This is a genomic window from Novosphingobium sp. G106 (assembly GCF_019075875.1).
Taxonomy (GTDB): domain Bacteria; phylum Pseudomonadota; class Alphaproteobacteria; order Sphingomonadales; family Sphingomonadaceae; genus Novosphingobium.
Genome location: NZ_JAHOOZ010000004.1, coordinates 252,780 through 271,060, shown reverse-complemented (window position 1 = coordinate 271,060; position 18,281 = coordinate 252,780). Strand labels below are relative to the sequence as shown.

23 protein-coding genes and 1 pseudogene are annotated in these 18,281 nt (G+C 63.0%); 13 read left to right on the top strand and 11 right to left on the bottom strand.

The window, feature by feature from the left end; all coding sequences use genetic code 11:
* The 4 genes and pseudogenes from KRR38_RS35150 to KRR38_RS35135 form a co-directional block, all read left to right on the top strand.
* Window positions 1–193: pseudogene (locus KRR38_RS35150) on the top strand (hypothetical protein); the annotation flags it as partial.
* Window positions 190–390 carry a hypothetical protein gene (locus tag KRR38_RS35145; protein ID WP_217408160.1) on the top strand — a complete coding sequence of 67 codons (201 nt, stop codon included), beginning with the start codon at window positions 190–192 and terminating at the stop codon, window positions 388–390. The pseudogene KRR38_RS35150 and the gene KRR38_RS35145, both read left to right, overlap by 4 nt.
* Before the next feature lie 55 nt (window positions 391–445).
* The gene (locus KRR38_RS35140; protein ID WP_217408359.1) at window positions 446–700 is read left to right on the top strand and encodes an antitoxin; all 255 of its coding nucleotides are present in this window, start codon (window positions 446–448) and stop codon (window positions 698–700) included.
* Window positions 697–1,008: a type II toxin-antitoxin system RelE/ParE family toxin gene (locus tag KRR38_RS35135; protein ID WP_217408159.1), complete on the top strand. Its 312-nt coding sequence runs from the start codon at window positions 697–699 to the stop codon at window positions 1,006–1,008. Before KRR38_RS35140 ends, KRR38_RS35135 begins: the two co-directional genes overlap by 4 nt.
* A gap of 96 nt (window positions 1,009–1,104) precedes the next feature.
* Here KRR38_RS35135 and KRR38_RS35130 read toward each other — a convergent pair whose 3' ends face one another.
* From KRR38_RS35130 to KRR38_RS35110, 5 genes are all read right to left on the bottom strand, one after another.
* Entirely contained in the window at window positions 1,105–2,319 is a 1,215-nt protein-coding gene (locus KRR38_RS35130; RefSeq protein ID WP_217408158.1) for a DUF1173 domain-containing protein, read from the bottom strand.
* Between the two features lie 15 nt (window positions 2,320–2,334).
* Complete coding sequence (locus KRR38_RS35125; protein ID WP_217408157.1) at window positions 2,335–2,817, bottom strand: hypothetical protein; 483 nt, start codon at window positions 2,815–2,817, stop codon at window positions 2,335–2,337.
* A 99-nt stretch (window positions 2,818–2,916) separates the two neighbouring features.
* Window positions 2,917–3,432 carry an RES family NAD+ phosphorylase gene (locus tag KRR38_RS35120; protein ID WP_254515898.1) on the bottom strand — a complete coding sequence of 172 codons (516 nt, stop codon included), beginning with the start codon at window positions 3,430–3,432 and terminating at the stop codon, window positions 2,917–2,919.
* On the bottom strand, window positions 3,429–3,890 hold the full coding sequence (locus tag KRR38_RS35115; protein WP_254515897.1) for an MbcA/ParS/Xre antitoxin family protein: 462 nt from the start codon (window positions 3,888–3,890) through the stop codon (window positions 3,429–3,431). The genes KRR38_RS35120 and KRR38_RS35115 overlap by 4 nt, the downstream gene beginning before the upstream one ends.
* A gap of 91 nt (window positions 3,891–3,981) precedes the next feature.
* A complete protein-coding gene (locus tag KRR38_RS35110; protein WP_217408156.1) occupies window positions 3,982–4,131 on the bottom strand; it encodes a hypothetical protein in 150 nt (49 codons plus the stop codon).
* An 810-nt stretch (window positions 4,132–4,941) separates the two neighbouring features.
* On the opposite strand from KRR38_RS35110, the gene KRR38_RS35105 reads away from it, so the two are divergent.
* On the top strand, window positions 4,942–5,391 hold the full coding sequence (locus KRR38_RS35105) for a DUF736 family protein (protein WP_217408358.1): 450 nt from the start codon (window positions 4,942–4,944) through the stop codon (window positions 5,389–5,391).
* 245 nt (window positions 5,392–5,636) lie between these two features.
* Window positions 5,637–6,467, top strand: a complete 831-nt coding sequence (locus KRR38_RS35100) for a DUF2493 domain-containing protein (RefSeq protein ID WP_254515929.1) — start codon at window positions 5,637–5,639, stop codon at window positions 6,465–6,467.
* Window positions 6,468–6,625: 158 nt separating this feature from the next.
* Here KRR38_RS35100 and KRR38_RS35095 read toward each other — a convergent pair whose 3' ends face one another.
* Window positions 6,626–6,958, bottom strand: a complete 333-nt coding sequence (locus KRR38_RS35095) for a hypothetical protein (protein ID WP_309141262.1) — start codon at window positions 6,956–6,958, stop codon at window positions 6,626–6,628.
* Between the two features lie 423 nt (window positions 6,959–7,381).
* On the opposite strand from KRR38_RS35095, the gene KRR38_RS35090 reads away from it, so the two are divergent.
* From KRR38_RS35090 to mobF, 4 genes are all read left to right on the top strand, one after another.
* Window positions 7,382–7,663, top strand: a complete 282-nt coding sequence (locus KRR38_RS35090) for a CopG family transcriptional regulator (protein WP_217408153.1) — start codon at window positions 7,382–7,384, stop codon at window positions 7,661–7,663.
* The gene (locus KRR38_RS35085) at window positions 7,653–9,803 is read left to right on the top strand and encodes a type IV secretion system DNA-binding domain-containing protein (RefSeq protein ID WP_217408357.1); all 2,151 of its coding nucleotides are present in this window, start codon (window positions 7,653–7,655) and stop codon (window positions 9,801–9,803) included. Before KRR38_RS35090 ends, KRR38_RS35085 begins: the two co-directional genes overlap by 11 nt.
* A gap of 142 nt (window positions 9,804–9,945) precedes the next feature.
* The gene (locus KRR38_RS35080; protein ID WP_217408356.1) at window positions 9,946–10,110 is read left to right on the top strand and encodes a hypothetical protein; all 165 of its coding nucleotides are present in this window, start codon (window positions 9,946–9,948) and stop codon (window positions 10,108–10,110) included.
* Window positions 10,107–13,337 (top strand): MobF family relaxase, encoded by a 3,231-nt coding sequence (gene mobF / locus KRR38_RS35075; RefSeq protein WP_217408355.1) that lies wholly within the window; start codon window positions 10,107–10,109, stop codon window positions 13,335–13,337. The genes KRR38_RS35080 and mobF overlap by 4 nt, the downstream gene beginning before the upstream one ends.
* A gap of 16 nt (window positions 13,338–13,353) precedes the next feature.
* Here the strand turns inward: mobF and KRR38_RS35070 are convergent, their stop codons facing one another.
* Window positions 13,354–13,761: an HIRAN domain-containing protein gene (locus tag KRR38_RS35070; RefSeq protein WP_217408354.1), complete on the bottom strand. Its 408-nt coding sequence runs from the start codon at window positions 13,759–13,761 to the stop codon at window positions 13,354–13,356.
* Window positions 13,762–14,364: 603 nt separating this feature from the next.
* On the opposite strand from KRR38_RS35070, the gene KRR38_RS35065 reads away from it, so the two are divergent.
* Window positions 14,365–14,931, top strand: a complete 567-nt coding sequence (locus KRR38_RS35065; protein WP_217408353.1) for a hypothetical protein — start codon at window positions 14,365–14,367, stop codon at window positions 14,929–14,931.
* On the opposite strand, the gene KRR38_RS35060 is transcribed toward KRR38_RS35065, so the two are convergent.
* The 4 genes from KRR38_RS35060 to KRR38_RS35045 form a co-directional block, all read right to left on the bottom strand.
* Entirely contained in the window at window positions 14,928–15,482 is a 555-nt protein-coding gene (locus KRR38_RS35060; RefSeq protein WP_254515928.1) for a DUF2726 domain-containing protein, read from the bottom strand. The genes KRR38_RS35065 and KRR38_RS35060 overlap by 4 nt on opposite strands.
* A complete protein-coding gene (locus KRR38_RS36870; protein ID WP_256449668.1) occupies window positions 15,479–16,051 on the bottom strand; it encodes a lytic transglycosylase domain-containing protein in 573 nt (190 codons plus the stop codon). Before KRR38_RS36870 ends, KRR38_RS35060 begins: the two co-directional genes overlap by 4 nt.
* A gap of 296 nt (window positions 16,052–16,347) precedes the next feature.
* Window positions 16,348–16,791: a helix-turn-helix transcriptional regulator gene (locus tag KRR38_RS35050; protein ID WP_217408351.1), complete on the bottom strand. Its 444-nt coding sequence runs from the start codon at window positions 16,789–16,791 to the stop codon at window positions 16,348–16,350.
* 147 nt (window positions 16,792–16,938) lie between these two features.
* Window positions 16,939–17,316: a hypothetical protein gene (locus KRR38_RS35045; protein ID WP_217408391.1), complete on the bottom strand. Its 378-nt coding sequence runs from the start codon at window positions 17,314–17,316 to the stop codon at window positions 16,939–16,941.
* A 278-nt stretch (window positions 17,317–17,594) separates the two neighbouring features.
* On the opposite strand from KRR38_RS35045, the gene KRR38_RS35040 reads away from it, so the two are divergent.
* Together KRR38_RS35040 and traL are read left to right on the top strand one after the other, a co-directional pair.
* Entirely contained in the window at window positions 17,595–17,915 is a 321-nt protein-coding gene (locus KRR38_RS35040; protein WP_217407945.1) for a TrbC/VirB2 family protein, read from the top strand.
* Window positions 17,916–17,996: 81 nt separating this feature from the next.
* Window positions 17,997–18,281 (top strand): type IV conjugative transfer system protein TraL, encoded by a 285-nt coding sequence (gene traL / locus KRR38_RS35035; RefSeq protein WP_217408121.1) that lies wholly within the window; start codon window positions 17,997–17,999, stop codon window positions 18,279–18,281.

Here is an 18,281-nt window from a genome sequence, read left to right as displayed (position 1 = left end):
CGGGGACACGCTGGTGCTCGCCGAGCCGATGCGGTTTTCGGATGGCTATGAGGGCCAGTCTTTCGCGGTGATCGAATACCGCAAAGGCATCGCGCTGAAGGGCCGCAACGGCGGCTATTACCGCATCTCGCGGCTGATGGAGCGGGCCTGGACACTGGTTCCGGCGAGCGCGGCAGTGGGAGGCGTCCCATGACAGACACGCGTGTTCATGCCACTTTCGAAAACGCATGGCGGCTCGCCGCGACGATGGCGGAGGTGCTGGGCCGAGATTTCGCCGTCGTGCGCACCGAGGATCCACAGAGGCCGTTCGTGCTTGAGGACGATATCGCGCATCTGGGCGTAGTTGCCGTGATTACTGCCCCGTGTGACGCTATCGGGAGCGTGACCTAGGAACAAACCTACATTTGTGGTAATGTGGGTTTGTAGTAGATTTATGAGGTTGCCAATGAGTCGCCTGACCATCGACATAACAGATCAGCAGCATCAGAGCCTGAAAGCGCTGGCCGCCCTGCAGGGCAAGACGATCAAGCAATATACTCTGGAACGCCTGTTCCCCGCAGATGCGTCCGGTGATGAGGCCTGGCAGCAGCTGAAAACGCTGCTGGGGGAACGGATTGCGCAAGGCCTTGCAGGAAGCGTTTCGACCAAGAGCATCGACGACATCGTTGACGAGGAACTGGGCCGGGATCGTCTGTCTTGACCGCTGCCTACGTGCTGACGGATGCGGCGGAAACCGACCTGCGGGAAATCGTCCGCTACACGCGCAAGCAATGGGGTGACGAACAGGTCCGCAGTTACATTGCCAAGCTGAAGCACGGTATCGAACGATTGGCGAAAGGTTCGGGAGCGTCCAAGGAGATGAGCGATCTCTATCCAGGTTTACGGATGGTACACTGCGAACATCACTACATCTTTTGCCTACAGCGGGAGGACGCGCCCGCGCTTGTTGTGGCGATCTTGCACGAGCGCATGGACCTCGTGGCCAGACTGGCATCGCGGCTCCAATAAGCGGAAAAGCAATTGGCTTGAGATCCAGGCAGCCCTTGGCGCTGTCTGATCAGTTCAAACCCCACGACGGCGGGTAGTTTGGCGGAAAATCGATGTTCAGCGCTTCGGCGGCGGCAGATAAACGCGGCTCTGTGCATCGGGCAGGCGGTCGCCGGGCCGCCAGGTCACATGGGTCACGCCCGGCGTGCGCATCAGCGCGGCTAGCGCCTCGTCATAGGCGGGGTCCGGCATGTTGCGCGCGAGGTGTATCGCGGCGGCCTCGGCGCCTGTGTCCTTGAGCGCGATGCTGGCGATCGGCGCCTCGAGGCCAAGGTTGACGCGCAGGCCTTTGACGAAGCGGCGCTTCTCCTGGACGGCCTTGGCAACCAGCGCGCGTTCTTCATGGCTTTCATAGGGAAGCCAGTGCCGGTTCACTGGCATGACCGCGATTTCGAAAAGCTGCGGCAGGCCCGAAGCGCCGACCGCGAAGCTTGCCGCCATGACCAGATGGCCTTCGGCCTCTTCGGAACGCCAGAGCTCTTCTTCTACGGCGAAGCGCTTGTGGAAGCGCCGAGCCATGTCAGCATCCATCAGGAATGGCCAATCCGGCAGGTGCCGCACCAGGATCTTCTCGCCGTAGCGCGCGGGCTCGATCGCTTTGACCTCGCCGATCACCACCATGATCGCATCGGGCGAAGCATAGGCCAGTTCCAGCTCCGACAGACGCCGGCCGGCGATTTCGTCCTTGTGGTCGAGATTGAAGGTCTCGGGGATGAACACCGCGCGCGCCAGGCTGTCGCCGCGCACCTTGCAGCCGAGGCGCGCCTGGATCAGCGCGCGGCGCACGATGAACCAGTTTCGCTTGCCCGCCATCTTGGGATGCCAGTGGGTGAGTTCCGCCTTGTCCCAGAGAAAGTGCAGTAACCCCCGCATCGTCAGCTTCTGCCCGTTGGTCTTTACCGACGGCTTGTCATTCGTGAACGACGACGGCGCGGCGCGGGCCGGGCCTCGCGACAGCGGGAAGGCGAACTTGAGCGAGGTTTCGCCGCTCTCCTCATCCTCGACGATCGCCGAGCCCCGGACCTGGCCAAGCCCTGTCAGGAAGTCCGGCGCTTCGTAGTGATCGCAGGTCGGTGCATGGCGCGGGCCGGTGCCGGGCCAGCGCGCCAGGTGGTGGCTGTTCTGGCGCCGCGCGATGTAAAGCGGCAGCGGGATGTCCCGGCGGCACAGGCACTGCGGCTTTTGCTTAAGCGAATAGGCCCGCGCGAGGACGGTTTCGAAGCCGTCTTCGTCCGGCCCGATCTCGACATCGAGCATCTGGTATCGCTGCATTGGAAGAGCCCGGTTCTAGCGGCGGTCGGCGATGCCGTCCCAGTGCGCGCCGAGCCGGAAGGATGCCTGAAACTGGCCGACAGGTCCTTCGGGACCGTCGGTCACGTAAGGATCGGGCCGCTTGACGACATTTTGGTCCTGGCCCCGGCGGCGGAGCCACAGTTCTGCGCGCGTCGCGAGGATCCCCGTGAGCCAGTGCAGGTCAGCGGCGACGCAAAGCGCGCCGCGGCCTGCGACCGCATACCAGAGGCTGCGCTGATAGTCGTTGCCATCCCGCCCGAGGATACGGGCAAGGCCGGCTTTGCCTTCAAGGTTCCCGCCCACCATCAGGCGGACCGCTTCGACCAGCTCTTGCGCGCCTTCATAGGCGTCCATCGGATCTACGCCGACGCTGGTCCCAGCGAGCGCGCGCCGGGTCCATGGCTCGTCGGGATCGTCACGTGTTTCGAGCAAGGTTAGATCGACGTCGATGCCGTCGAGCCAGCGTTCCATCGTCATCGAAATCCCCCTGGTAGTAATCGCGGCGTCATACATAAATTGATTGGCTGGCGGCCCGCAAGGCGCTGAGTTGATATCAAAGTCCAAAATGACTTTTTACTACCAGGATAACTGGTCTTTTGGCAGGCGTCCGCCCGGATCGAACACGATAACGCGGGTCGGAAGGTCCGGTCCCCAGCTCCAAAGGATGAGGTTTTGGTTATCTGCGGTTGCGCCGGGCGCGAAACTGGGCGCTATCAGCCCAGCAAAGCCTTCGGCTTTGAGTCGATCGGCAACGAGCCACGAGGGCGCGTCGCGTCCGCTGCGCTGATAGCGCAGCCATGGGCAGGCGAGATCTTCGAGCGATACGCCGTGCGCTGATCGGCCATCATCGGTGCGCAGGTCCGCAACGGGCTCGCAGTCGACGTCGTATTCGCACATGGTCAGCGGGTGCAGGCGCTGGGTCAGCCCCTGCGTGCATTCGGCAAACGACGTCATGATGTCGAGCGAGAGGTAGAGTGTGGGCTCACCCCTGCGGTTGAAGCGGCCGCCGGTCTTGGCCGCGCCATCTCCCGACAGCGGCGAGAACGACCACATCGGATCGTGGCCGCGGTAGCACCTGTGAGCAAATCTCAAGCAAAGCCGCCCAGCGCCAGATGATCGAGATAGTCGCGGACCGCGCCCGCTTCCCCGGCCTTGACCAGCGCCTCCGGGGTTCGACCATCGAGCGCCGGGATCGGCTGCGCGCGGTACCAGGCCATCGCCTGGGTCTCGCCGCCAGCCCATTCGCGAATGCGCGAGAGGATCTCGAGCATCTCGCGAACGCGGGACTGCGTCCGGGGTGCGGTCCGCCGCTCGGCCTTGCTCATGGTGGCGACGCCGAGGCCAACTGTCTCGGCCAACTGGTTCTTCGTCATGCGGAACGTATCGGCGACCTGGTCGACATCGACGATGCCGCTCTTGTCGATGAAGTGGGTTACGAAAGCCGCACCGGCCGCCATTGCTTGAGGCGGCGCTTTCGCGGCGCGAGTGCGGGCCTTGGTCATGATGCCGGTCGCCTTACGCTTGGCAGTGGTTCCGGGGGCAGTTGGCATGTCCCATTGCTCGGACGATTTGTGGACATAATATGGGACAGTGTGCCCGGCTTGGCAAGGAGCCGCTTGACCGATGTCCACGTGCCTCCGGTTATTTGCGGGTCTGTGTCCAGAACGATGTGCGCGCTTGAGCCACTTCCTCATCGATGAGGCTTTGGAGCTCATCCAGATCGACATCCGCGTTGCGGGTTTGCACATGACGGATGGTCGCCCGCAGGGAAGCGCGGCCCTTCGTCGTCATGCCAGTGGCCTCACGCCTGGCAGGCGGTTCGTTTTGCGTTGGCATGGCCCGGTCTCCAACCATTCGAATACAACATGGTTCGCGGCATCTGGTCTGGCAAGCGCGGGTAAGGGAGAGGGATGGCCTCTCCCGCCCGGCTGCGCCGGCCGGGACCGCGCTCTATTCGCTAAGGCCGGCGCCGGCCATGCGGCCGACCCCGACCTAAGCTCACGAAGCCAGCCCTGCGGTCTGTCTTCGCCCATTCGGGTCACGAACGCATGAGGGAAGGGGGAAGGGGCTCCGCCGGACGAGGACGTCCGGCTCCGCGTGTGGGCGCGCGCAGGCTTATCCATCCCCTCCTACGCCGCCATCGCAGTCTCCCGGCGTCGCACGTGCGGGCGCAAAGTCAAAAGCTGCCTCAGCCCAAGGTCCGCTAGCCCATCCCCCGCCGGCCGGCTTTCGTCCGCTTTGGCGGACGGCCGGCGGGGGATGGGCTAGCTCCCCTAGGGCTCAGCGCGACGTCTTTTGACTTCGCTCATCCCGCACGTGCTCCTTGGGGACTGCGACGGCGGCTCCGGAGGTGATGGACAAGCGGGCAGGCGTTTCGCTTGTCCGCACCAGGGCGGAATGGCCTTGCGGCCATGCGTGGCTTGTTTGCGCGCTACCGCACGCATTTTGATGCTCCGGCTCACCAGAGATGATGGGCAAATCTGTCAAGAAATCAATGAGATAGACCCAATTTGAGGGCGGCGCTATTAAGTAATGGTCAAGACGGAAACGCCGCTTGGCAAGTCAAACGGGCACCGCCCTAGTATCTGGAAAGTGAATATCATGGCTAACATTGGTTATGTTCGTCCGAATGCAAATGGCGCTCTGATCGGCAAGATCGAATGCCTCGCCTTCAACAATGTGATTGGTCTCTCGCCCGTCGAGAGCAACAACCCCCGCGCGCCCAAGTACGAGATCATGGCGCGCAGCGGAAATAGCTGGGTTCGGGTCGGGGCTCTGTTCGAGCAGACGGCGCGCACCACGGGGGAGGTTTTCTATCAGGGCCGCATTGACGATCCCAAGATGGATAAGCCGCTCGATGTTGCCCTGTTCGGCAACTCCGGCCCCGAAGGCGGCTACAATGTATCGTGGACCCGTCGCCGTGCGCGGCAGGACTTCGGACAGGCCGCGCCGGTACATGGGGACGAGGGCGAAAGCGAGGGCGATGGCCTCGGGGAAAGCACTACCGGCCGCGAGATCGAAACCGATCCTTTCGCCGGTTTCCCGAACTGAATGGAGACGAGGCGGGGAGGGTCAATCTCCCCGCCTCTACCAAACTCGGCTAACGTTGGTCCGCCTCTTATAATCGGTGCGGACCTTGCCAGACAAGGGCAACCCCATGCGCAGCTTTTCGAATTTCCCCCGACTTCGCCGAACACTATGCGAGCCTTACCAGCGCCGACACTTTCGGCCAGGCATTCACCGCAGAAATCGAGGCGAGCCAGCTTTCCCACCACGAGGAACCGACCGCCGCCGATATGCCGGATAGCGAGGCCGCGCGCGGCTGCGTCGAGCAGATGGTCGGCGATCTGTTCGCCCTGTTTTGCGATACCCGCCTCGCCCCCATGGCGGCGCGCGTTGCTTGGGGAATGGTCAACTCCTTCCACAAGGTGGCGCAGCAAATCGCGCGCGAAGAGGACAGCGCCGCGCGCGAACTTGGCGAGCTGGCCCGGATCAATGACCCTTCAGAAATCCACGCGCTCGAAGTCGAGGAAAAGCAGCGTCATTGCCAATCGCTGCACGAAGCGCTCGCCGCCTTGGAATGCATGCGCGATCATGCCGCCGAGGTTTACCGCGTCGAAACCGGCCAGCCTTGGTCAGCCGTCTATGGCAGCCGCACCTCCAAATCGCTGATCGCCTCGCAGATCGAAGCGCGGGACTTTCTCGCCGCGCGCGCAGCATCGCGCCGCGAAGCCCATGCGCCCACCGGGCCCGTCGTCGTCGTATCGGGCGGGGCAGGCTGGCAGCATCATGAACCGATCTGGACCCGGCTCGATTGCATCCGGGCGCGCGTCCCATCGATGACGCTTGTCACCACCGCGCAGCGCAGCGGCACCGACGCAATCGCCGCCGCATGGGCCGCCGCGCGGGGCGTGCCCACCGTGAACTTTCGGCTCAATCGCAGCCTCGGCAACCGCGCCGGTTTCGATCGCAACAAGATGCTTGTTCGCCTCGCCCCCGTCGAGGCGATCATCTGTGAAGGCAGCGGCCTGCAGGTCAATTTGGCCGAGCGTTGCCGCGACGCCGGCGTGCCTGTCACCATCATGAGGGACAGGGATTTTGCGAGCTTAGCCCAAGCGGCCGGCTGAGAGCTAGCGCGGCGCCGGCCGGACACGTCCGGCCGGCGATTGCCCCCGCGATAAACGATCGTGATGCAGCGCAAAAATCGCGCGGCCCGGCACGCTAAAGCGCGCCGGGCCGCAGGTGTTTTCGCGTTCGGTGTCCGCGATCAATCGCGTTCGACCGGCTAGGCTTTGGCCGCCAGTAATTTCGCCGCCTGCGCGCCGCCCAGCTTGCCGATTGCGGCGGCAATCGCTTTCGCGTCCTGCCGGTTCATCTCGCCGATCTTGACCTTGCACAGCGCACCGAGCAGCACCGGGCGGCCCGCATCGCGCGCCGCCTCAAGCGCTTCCTTTTCCCGCGCCGCCAATTCCGCAAGCTGCGCTTCGAGCTTCTCGCGCTGCGCGCAAATCGAGGGCAGATCGTTTCCAACTTTTTTGGGCCTTGCCACGTCTTCACTCCAGTTTTCGTCTGACCGGCGCAGTGGTAGCCAAATAGAAACAGAGTTCCAGAGCCGCACTCTCCAGCCCGAAGCGGGCAAGGAGCCCTACCGGAGCCCGAGGAAGGGCCACGCCCGGTGATCTCGGCGCCAGATCGGTCAAGGGTCATCCATGGGGGAGTGACCCTATAAGGTCAGCACACCGTATGCACCGGTGGCGCGGAGCCAGGATAGCCCTTTGCCAAGCAATATCGGGGATTTGGTCGGTCCTAATATCGCAAACATGGGGTTTGCGATCCAATGAGCGTCCTAGATATATTATCGCAAACCAGTTTATGGCCTGTATTACGGCGCTATGCGGCGACAAAAGCCGTCGTAAGATCGCAAACGCCAGTCTTTGGGCGATCGCTCCGGCTTGACAATTGGAGCCCTTTGGCTAGGTAGTTCGAACTCGCTTTTGCCTTGCGAAGTACCCGCCTCGACCCGCCCCCAGCGGTGAGGCAAATGGCTGTACTTTATTCACTGAAATTTCCCGAGGACGTTCTCGAACGCCTGACGGAATTCTCCGCCGGGACCGGCGTCACCAAGGCCGAGCACATTCGTGCGGCCGTCGTGCAATACCTCGATTTCCATGCGGGCAAGGCGGCGAACCTGCAGCGGCTCGCCGAACTCAGCGAGTTCAACCAGCTCGTGCTCGACCAGCTGGTGCGCCTGCAGTTTCCCGATCTGCGCGACAAGATCCTCGATGCCGTCGACGAGCGCATGGAGAAGTTCCATGGCAAATGAACGGACCAGTAATCCGAGGCCGCGCAATCCCAGGCCCTGGTCGGGGCACGGCGATGCCAAACGCAATGCAGGCCACTTCACCCGCGGCTCGCAGCTCATCGGTCATCAGTGGTCGATGTGGCTGCGCGGTGCGCGCGTACCGTTCTTCGTCTGGGCCGGTCTATTCGCGCTGATCCTGTGGGCGCGCCTCACTGTCGTGCTCGACAATTACGAGTTCCAGATGATCAGCATGAAGGCGCTCGCCGGCGCCTGGGACTATATCGGGCTCTCGGATATGAAGCCCGTAAACGTGACGCTGAAAAGCGGCGCCGTGCTCCACACCTATATGGGATACGTGCCCTATATTGCCGACGTCGAGATTGCCTGGGCCAAGCTCATCCGCTCGCTGATCGGCAGCTTCCTGTTCGCCTCTGCGCTGACCGGACCCTTCACATTGTGGTTCGTCAAATGGGCACGCCACCGCGGCGAGGCGATCCTCGCCGATCATCACGAACGCGGCGTCGAGCTCGTCGAGAGCGATGATCTCAGGCGCATGATCGAGCGCCACAATGCGGCGCGGCTGCGCGAGCGCGCGCATGACAATTGCCCTGATCTGAGCGTCGCTGAAGCCATGGCGCTGCCGTGGATCGACCGGAAGAAATATGGCCTCGTGCCGTCCTATTCGTTCGGCACGCTGCCCTTTCCTCTCGGGCACGAACAGAGCCATGCGATGGTCATCGGCACGACGGGTTCGGGCAAGACCACGGCGCTTCGCGGGCTCGTTAAACAGGCGATCGAGCGCGGCGACAGCTGCGTCATTTTCGATCTAACCGGCCACTACATGGAGGCGTTCTACGAGCCCGAGCGCGACCACGTTCTCAACCTAAATGACGCCCGCTGCGAAACCTGGTCGGTGTTCAACGACTGCGACACCCAGAGCGAATTCGTATCGGCCGCCTCCGCCCTGATCCCGCCCGAGCATGGCAGCGATGGCGGCTTCTGGGAGAAGGCGGGGCGCATGCTTTTCGTCGAGATGTGCGTCAAATTGAAGGCGCAGGGCCTCGGGACCAACAAGGCGCTGTCGGACGAATTATTGAAAGCCAGCCTCAAGCGGATCTACGCACGGCTCAAGGGTACCGTCGCCGATCCGCTGACTTCTCCCGACGCGGCGCGCATGGCGCAGTCGATCCGCGCCGTGCTCAATGCCCACGGCGAAGCGCTGCGCTTCCTGCCCGAGAACGGCTCGCCGTTTTCGATCCGCGACTGGATCCGGCGTGAGGAAAAGGCGGGCTCAATCCTCTTCATCACGGCGCAGTACGTGCATCTCGACATGACCCGTCCGCTGCTCACGCTGTGGATGAACATCGCCATCAATACGATGATGACGCTGAAGCACACGCGGACCTTGCGGACTTGGTTCGTGTTCGACGAACTCGGCGCGCTCCATCAGCTCCCAGCGCTCACTCGGGGCTTGCAAACCGCGCGCAGCTACGGCGGCGCTTTCGTGCTCGGCGTGCACAGTTTCGCGGGGCTTCGCGAAGTCTACGGCGAGAACGGCGCGCGCAACATCATCAGCCTGACGGGTTCGAAATTGATCCTCAGGACCAGCGACCGCGACACTGCCGAGGAGTGCTCGAAGCTCATCGGATTCCAGAAGGTGCGCACGATGGATGAGGCCTATTCCTACGGCGCGCACCAGACCCGCGATGCTTCGACGATCTCGCCGACGACCAAGGAGGAGGCACTGGTCATCGCCGACGACTTCACCAGCCTGATGAACCTTCACGGGTATGTCCGCTTCCCTGAGCGCTTCCCGTCGGCGCACATCAAGATGGATTACGTCCATTACCCGTCGATCGCCGAGGGGTTCGAACCGGCTCCACTGCCGTCGGTCATCGCGCCTTCACCCGATGACGGCGATGAGGATGACGATGAGCCGGCCGAAGAGGGCGGAGGCCGTGACGGCGCCGAGGCCAAACTGCGCGATGGCGAAATGCGCCTGGTCGACCTGGAGCAGGAGGGCATCCTCTGGCGGCCGCGGGAGGAGGGAGCATCCGAAGCCGAGCCCCGTATTGAGGAAGCGCTAGCCCGGCTCCCTTCCGTGAACGAGCGAACCGCTTCGCGATCTCCCCCGGCAGGATCAGCCAGGGAACTCCGATGATGCCCGGTCAGCCGATCGGCCGGGACGCGCCCGCACGTCGCTGCGCGATAGCGGCGGCCTCGAAAACCAGCGCTGGCCCGGTTCCGACGCGGACCGGGAGCTGGCGAGGCAGAGCGAGCGTCCCGCAGAAACCCGGTCCAAGGTGACCGGCAAGGACGACCGGTCGGGCGAGCCGAGTTCGGCGGCCAGGCAGGTTCGGCGCGAGTTGCAGATGGATTTTGGTGAAGATGAGCATCGCCGTGCGGGCGGAGCTGAACTCGAGGCCGAGGCCCCAGACATCGATGACGGCCTGGGACTTGAGCCATGACCGTGTCGATGGGCGCCGTCCGGTCGGCAGGCGGTGCTGCAAAATACTTTGCCTCCGACAATTACTACACGGCTGAGCAGGCTGAGGCGGCGTCTGAATGGTCGGGCGGCGGTGCGGCCGATCTGGGGCTTGCCGGGACTGTCGATCGCACCGATTTCGAAGGTGTGCTTGGCGGCAAGCTTCCGGGCGGCAAGCAGGTCGGCGAGGAGGAAAACCGGGCGCACGGCACCGACTTTACCTTCTCGATGTCGAAATCCGCCTCGCTGCTTGCCTATGTTTCTGGCGACAAGCGCCTGCTCGCGGCCAACATGGCCGCGGTCAAGGAGACCATGGCTTGGGCCGAGGCGAACCTCGCGGAGGCCCGGATCAAGAAAGATGGCAAAGCCGTCCCGATCCGCACGGGCAACCTCGTCTATGCGCTCTTCCCGCACGACACGAGCCGTTCGCTCGATCCCCAGGCGCATATTCACGCTGTCGTCGCCAACCTGACGCGCCTGCCCAAGCAGTTCCGCAATCCTGACCGATTGGGGGCAAATGGAGAGGTCATTCGCGATGATGGCTGGCGGGCCTGGCACAACGGTGAGATGTGGAAGGCCAACGCTGTGCTGGCCGCGATCTATCATTCCGCCCTGCGTGATAAGATCGAGCAGCTGGGCTACACCACGCGGCTCGCAGGCAAGCACGGCGCCTTCGAGATAGTCGGCGTGAACCGCGAGGCGATCGACGGTTTTTCCAAACGCCGCGAGGACATCAAGGCCAAGGCCGAAGCGCTCGGCATCAAATCGCGCGAGGGCCTGCTCGAGGTAACGCTGCGCACGCGAGATCCCAAGCTCGATGCCGGCGACCGCGCGGCGCTTGGTGCGCGCTGGCGCGAAGAGGCCAAGTCCTACGACTACAATGGTGACAAGGTCTTTGCAGCGGCGCTCGACCGTTCGCGCGAGCGGAGCGGCATGATGGAACGCGGCGCGATCGCTGTCGGCGCCGCGGTCGTCGATGCACGCTCGCGGCTTGCCGACTTCCTGCGCCGGCCGCACGATCCGCTCGTCGACCAGGGGCTCGCGCGCATCACCCTGCTGCCTTCGACCGCGCGCACCCAGTTTGCTGTCGCCAGCGCCATTCGCATCCTCGCCGAGCGCGAAGCGGCATTCCGCAGCAATGACGTATTGAAGACCGCGCTCAATCTTGGCCTGAAGGGTGTGACCCACGAAAAGGTCGAGCGGCGCATGGCGCAGCTTGCCGAGAAGGGCGAACTGATCCCCGAGAAATCCGAACGCTACGACGGCGCCATCGATCTCGTGACGACGCGCGAAGCATTGCGGCAGGAACGGCGGATCCTGCTCGCGATGGATGCCGGCGTGGGGCAGGCGCGGCCGCTGATGCAGGCCGATGCCGCCGCCGCCAAACTCCAGGAGCTAGCCGGCGAGCGGAAGCTCAATCCCGAGCAGTTATCCGCTGCGATCCAGATGGTCTCGTCTGAAAATCGGATCGTGCTGGTCCAGGGGCGTGCCGGAGCGGGCAAATCGACGATGCTCCAGCCGGTAGCGAAAGCCGAGGCGCTCGATGCCGCGGCGCGGCTGCTCGCGGCGCGTGGCAAGAAAGCCATGCTGCTCACCGCAGATACCAAAGGCGATGCGAAAGCGCTCGCCTTCCAGAACAAGATGGTCGCGGATCTGAAGGCTGACACGGGCCTTGAGGCGCTGACGGTGCACAGCTTCCTATTCCGCAACGAGAAGTTCCTGAGCGGCCAGGCTTCCGCCGGCGCGTTTGCCGCGCGTAAGACCGAACTCCAGGGCACCTATCTCATCTTGGACGAGGCCTCGATGATCTCGAACGAGCAGATGGACAAGCTCACTGCCCTTGCCAATCTCATGGAGGTCGGCCGCCTCGCCATCGTCGGCGACCGCAAGCAGCTTTCGGCGATCGAGGCCGGCAAATCCTTCGCGGTCATGCAGGCGCGGACTGTGCGTGACGAATTGCCGCTCACCACCGTCAACACCAACATGCGCCAGCAGACCCCGCTGATGCGCGCCGTCGCCGATCTCGCCGATCTGGGGCAGGTGCGCGCGGCGATCGAGTTGCTCGGCGAACGCGTGGTTCAGTCCGATGATCGGGTGCTCGATGCTGCCCAAGCCTGGCTGGCGCTTGTCCCAGAAGATCGGGCGACGACGACGCTATTGCCGTCGAGCCGGGAAGGGCGGGGCCGCGCCAACGAGATCATCCAGGATGGGCTAAGATCAGAAGGAACGCTCACCGGTGAGGGCCGCGTGCTTACGGTGCGTGAGCGCGTCAACGTTGCCCACGAGGAGCTGCGCTATGCGCATTTCTGGAAGGACGCGCGCATTCTTGAGGTAGGGGATTCCCGGAATAGCCTGGGCCTGGATCGTGGCGATTACCGGATCGAGCGGATCTACGCGAATGGCAGGATTGGCCTGCGTGATGAACGCGGCCGCCGGAACCGCATCGATCCTGCAAAAATCGATCCCATGAACCGGCGCGACGGCCTGCAGCTCAGCAATGACAAGACGATCCGCGTCCATGAGGGTGAGACAATCCGCTGGACCGCTAACGACAAAAGCCGCGAGATGTGGAACGCGACCATCGCGCGGGTAGAGAAGGTCGACCGGGACCAGATCGTGGTGCGACTGGCGAGCGGCGATCAGCAGACCCTTCGCGCAGGCGATCCCATGCTCAAACGGATCGATCTTGCCTATGCTATCAACACGCATATGGCGCAGGGCATCACCAACGAGACCGTATTCGCCGTCATGGGTTCGGCCGAGCGTAACCTGTCGAATGCGCGGTCCTTTTTGGTGAACCTTACGCGGCAGCGGTCCGACGTGCGGCTCTTCACCGACGACGCGCACAAGCTCGCGCGGCAGCTGGAGAGCAACCGCGGAAACAAGTCGTCCGCGCTCGAGACCGTCGGCGAACTGCGGGTTGAAGCTCTGTTGTCGGGGCGCGGCAAGGCCTTCGATCCCGGGCCGCTGCCTGACGATCTCGGCATGCCAGGTGAGAGGCGCGATGGCGATCCGTTGCGGGGCAGCGCGGCAGGCGAGTTTGCGGAGCTGGTCGCGGGCAAGAGCGCTGTAAGAGCCGGAACAGCCAAGCGTGATCATGGCCGTAACGATCTTGGTCTGGGTCCCGAAGGCGGCGGCCTGGCGCCCGGTACGAAGGCCCCGGTGCGGGATCAACCTGAACTTGATCGGTCGAAGGGTCTAGAACTCTAGCGCTGGCTCTGTCGGCCTAGAAATCGTCCGGCGGGATTTCGTCGGGATAGAAGGTGTCGTCTGGCTCGTCCTCGCAAATCGGCGCTTTTTCGGCCGGCTCGGGCAGGATCGGATCCTCGCCGGAAAAGCTCACCCGAATGAGTGCGCCACCTTTGACTTTCGACTGGAACACGGCGCGCAGGTCCTCGCCGTAACGAAGTTTGGCGCCGATCCATCCGCAGCGTTCCGCGCTCAGATAACCGATCTGGATGCCGCGTGCGCTCACCACCGCAACCGCAGAGGCGTCGTGCTTATTCTTCGGCTCGGGGAGCAGCTCAATCGCCTCGCCTGGAACGCAGAGGGCTATCTCGAACAGGCGGTTGCTGCCGTCACCGTTCGGATGCATCGCGCCTACCACGGACAAGGTCATGTCCGGCCGGCTCATTGGCTCCCGGACATGCAGCGGGGCTGGGCAGATCGCGGCGACATTTGCGGGTCAGGGGATGGGGACACGCAGCGCGATCTATGCCGAAATCGATCGACGATGAAGTCTAAACCCGCCGGACGGGTGCAACATCGACGTTCCACTTTGGCCCCATGTGGGCGTCGATGGACCGGGTGCCGGCGGTGCTGCAAAGGCTCTTCAAGTGGCTGCCAGTCCGAGTCTTTGCCGCGATATGATGCTGACACAAAAACGTTTCTTTCGCTACCGCGAGCTCTCGCGAACATTCGCCCGTTATGGCCCAGACAGAGACGATTTCGGGAAGGGTCGCCTGCCGGGGCCAGGGCAGAAGCTGTCTCAGTGACACTTTACCCGGAGCCCAACCGAGCCTTTTTCCCGTCGAGGGCCATAGATGCCTCCGTTTTGCGCAGGGCGGCAATGATAGAGCGGAGAGGATCCTCTGGCCTCAGCAGACCTGCTTCAATGACACTTTACCCCCGGGCAAAGTGTCACCCCCGACAAAGCGGAGAAAGGCGCAGAAATGCGGGAAAACATGACGATTTGGGATTCACATGATTCACTTTTCGTGCTCAATTTATCCCTGTTATGTTTGCCAGCAGGATCCAGCCCGCCCCCAGGCAAAACAGCGACCTTTCGCTGCTGCTCGATGAGCTCGCCAAAGTCAGCACGCGGCCGCGCTACGCCTTCATGTTGCTCAATCTGATCGCAGATGTCGCGCACGCTAATGGCAGTGCGGGCCCCTTCGTCCGTAGCGATAATGCCTTGGTTCCCTTGCGGGATTGGCTGAGCGACTCCCTGACGCCGATCGGAGCACGGGACGGCAAGCGCCAGGCGCTGGCTGTGAGGGTTCAGGCTGAGCTTGAATGCGAGGGCCGACTACCGGCCGATCCTGCAGAAGCGCTCGCAATGGTCGAAGATGAAGTGCGTGACCGGATCCGCGCCTCAGGAAAGACCAATCTCAGCCGCGCCGTGACCGAGCTGGTCAAAGCTGGCCTGCTGCGTCGGCACTATCAGGGCTTCGCCGTCGATCATCTTAACCGCGGTGCACAGCGCCATGCGGTTTATACGCTCATGGGGCGAGCCAAATGCCTGCTCGGCCGGCAGACGCCCAAATCTGCACGCGCGGCGCGGCAGGGTGAGCTGACTTTCTAGCCGGGGGCGTTGCGACTACCGGTAGATCCTGGCGAAGTCTCGTCATCGCGTAGTGTTCCGACCACCTTGAGCACTTCATCGAAAGTCGCCCGCGCGCTGGCGGGGATGCGCAGCGTCCGATAGCCCGCAGTGCCGGTCATGGCATCGCGCGCCCTGTCTTTGCTGGGATCATGGCTTCGGTCATCGACCTCTATCAGGGCTACAACCCGGCCCGTGGCAGGATCTTCAACCACAAAGTCGATGATCTTTTGAGCAAAGGCGTTGCGATCGGAATGGTGCGACCGTCGGCCCGGTCGTGCTGGCGCCTTCAGAAGTGCGCCCATCGCCACCTGGGCATGAATTCGATACGCCGGGAGAATGCGCTCGAGTTGAACGAGCACTGCTCGCTCGCGCTGTGTCATGAGCGGCCTGGCTACTGGCGCGAGAGGACCCGACCCCCCTGTGCTCCCCTTTAGCCAGGCCACAAGGATCGCTGTCACGCCGCCCAAAACAATCAAAGGAATTGCGCTGCCCAGGAAAGAGCTGAGCAGGTGCATCGCGTTCGAATTCATGGGAACCTCGCAACAAGCGACGATCGTTTTGCCGCAATTGGGCGTGGTCTGAGCGCCGGCGCAGCTTCGAGTTCAAGAGTTCGCCAGTTCACGAGGATCTGCCGCACGTAATTTTGCGTTTCAGTGATCCTCGGGATGCGCCAGGCCTTGCGAACCCGGGCTGGGCCCGCGTTGTAGGCTGCCAGCGCGAGGGGTACTTGACCAAATTCACCGATATGTTGGCGCAGGTAGCGCGCCGCGCCCGCGATATTGTCGCGCAGATCGTACCGATCGACGCCGAGCTGGGCCGCCGTCCCGGGCATCAACTGGCCGAGGCCGAACGCTCCCTTGGGACTCGTCGCCAGCGGGTTGTAGCGGCTTTCCTGGATCAGCAAGGCGTCCATCAGGCCAATCGGTAGGCCCGCCTCGCAGGCCACAGAGCGAACGACGGGATAGAGAATGCGGCGGCGCTCCTCCGCGCTCCGTCTCAGCAGGCTCGACGGGATGTAGGGACGAGGCGCACAGTCACCGTCTATTGCCAGCGCGCTTCCTGAAGCGCCCGAAACGCCCGCAGTTCGCGCGCCGCGCATCCAGGCGGGGATGCGAAGGCCGGGAACGCGAAGAAACGATCCGAGAGTGGGGTCGGTGCCATTAGAGCTGGCGTTCTTGTTGTCGCCCAAATCGGCGAATTGTTCTTCCAACTGCGACCCCAGTCCCGTCTCGCGCGCTGGTCGTGGATCAGGCACTGGCTCCGTACCAAACCGCGCCAGTAATATCCGCGGACGGGCAGGGAGATCTCCGGCACAGGCTGGCGACCCCGCCGCGATGCAGGCGGCGCCCACAGCAAGAACGATAGGACTGGTCGAACGAAGCATCGGGCTGCCCCTCACAGCCGCGGCAGATCAGTAAGCCGATCACGCCTGTCGTAAATCTGCTCCTGATTGCGAATGACGATGTCGGCTATCCAGCTTGCGAGTTGCTTCTGCGCCGCATTCGTCAGTGGTTCGATCGCCGCAGTGGCGCTTTCGTTGATCCGGTTCACCACGGGTTTGATCAGGCTCAGCGTAACCTGCAAGGTGATGTCATAGTAGAACTGCCAGTTGCCCATGCATTCGATGGCAAAGGTGGCGACCATTCGGTCGACACCGATCGCGGCGCAGATCGCAATGATGTCGCGCGCGCGCAGTTCCTGGGCACCCGTGATCATGCGCTTGAGGCTCCGGCGATTGTAGCCGGTCTCCTTGGCCAGCGCCGTGATAGTGAGTTTCCGGCGGTCGATCTCGTGAGCGATGAGCTGTCGATACGAACCAAGCAGGTGCCCTTCCATCATGCATACTTTTGTATGGAGTGAGCCAACAAGTTGACCAGCGTCGAGCATCTGTTTCCCCTCTGCAAAGATCCGGCGCGGCCTTTCAGGAGAGGGTGCATGTCCTTGTCAAGAAGGCGAAAAGCCCGGACTTGCACCGTTTTGGAGGCGTTACTCGCCAGTGACTATAAAGATGCATACTCGCATGGCTTCGGCCACGCTGACCGGACGGCCGAGCTGCGCTTCGGCATGCTCGCGAAATTCGCGGAGCAGGTCATTGTGACGAGATTCAATCCGAACGGTAAGATGGATACCACCGTTCACGTCATCGGGATTGCACAGGCGATCGAGAATCGCCGCGTCCGCGCGGTAAACCGGGGGTCCCGGGCTTGCTAATACATGGGTCAGCAGACGCCTGAAAGAATACAAATCGGACGTTCGTATCGACAGTTCAGAAATGGCACCGCACAAGGCGCGAAAGAACGCCTTGCTCACTCTTATATGGTGCGTCGCCGAGCGACTCTGGTCGCGTTCCTCTTCTGCACTCATCCCAAACAAGCCAACATCGCGAGGGCGTTTTGTTGCCGCACTTGGGCGGCGAGCAACCGCTTTGGGGCCGGGCACGCGCCGTCGTGGGCGGAATTCGCCCAAGCTTGGGCGCGATTGGCCCGCCTGTCATCATAATTGACAGTAATGTTCACATTTTCGGGCGCTGACCGCCCATTTTGCGCTTGGTTCGGAACCTTCAGCTTGAGCGCCGGAGCCCGATCCGCCGAATTCCCTCTCGGTGCTCGCCAGGAGCGCCGCCAAACGAAAGGGAACCACTCATGGCCACGACGATGGAAAGGGACGCGCGCCTCGCTGTGCTACTTCCCTACCTCCTGCTTGCTGCAGTCGCGCTGCTCGTCCTTGCTGGACCTGCCTTCGCCGGCACCGATACAACGTTCGATACCGCATTCCAGAAATTCAGCGGCTTCCTTGAAGGCTCGGGCGGCAAGATCATCACCCTGATCTCGCTCGCTGGCGGTCTCGTCGGCCTGGCATCGGGTCGCTTCAGCCTCGCGCAGATAGCGATCCCGGTTGGCGTGGGTGTCGGTGTCGGCACCGGCATTCCGATCGTCACCTCCGTGATCACTGCGGTGATCTGACCAAATTGATCTGAGCATCAGGCCGCCGCGCGCACCGTTCGTTGGGACCTTGCCGCGGCGATCAGAGGGGTTGGGGCGGTGATGGATCGCTACGTCATACCGGGCAAGTTGGATGAGCCCGAGAGGATCGGCCTTTGGACCATGGACGAGTTCATCGCCATGGCCGGGCCCTTCGTCATCGGCATTCTGACGCAGCATATCCTGTTTGGAATCGTGTTCGGAACCTTGGGTTGGTGGGTCCTTCGTAAGGCAAAAGCGGGGCGCGCCGGATCTTGGCTTCTTCACATGGCCTACTGGCATCTGCCGCCCGGCGTGACCGGCGTCCGCACCGTCCCGCCTTCGCATCTTCGACTGATGGCGGGGTAG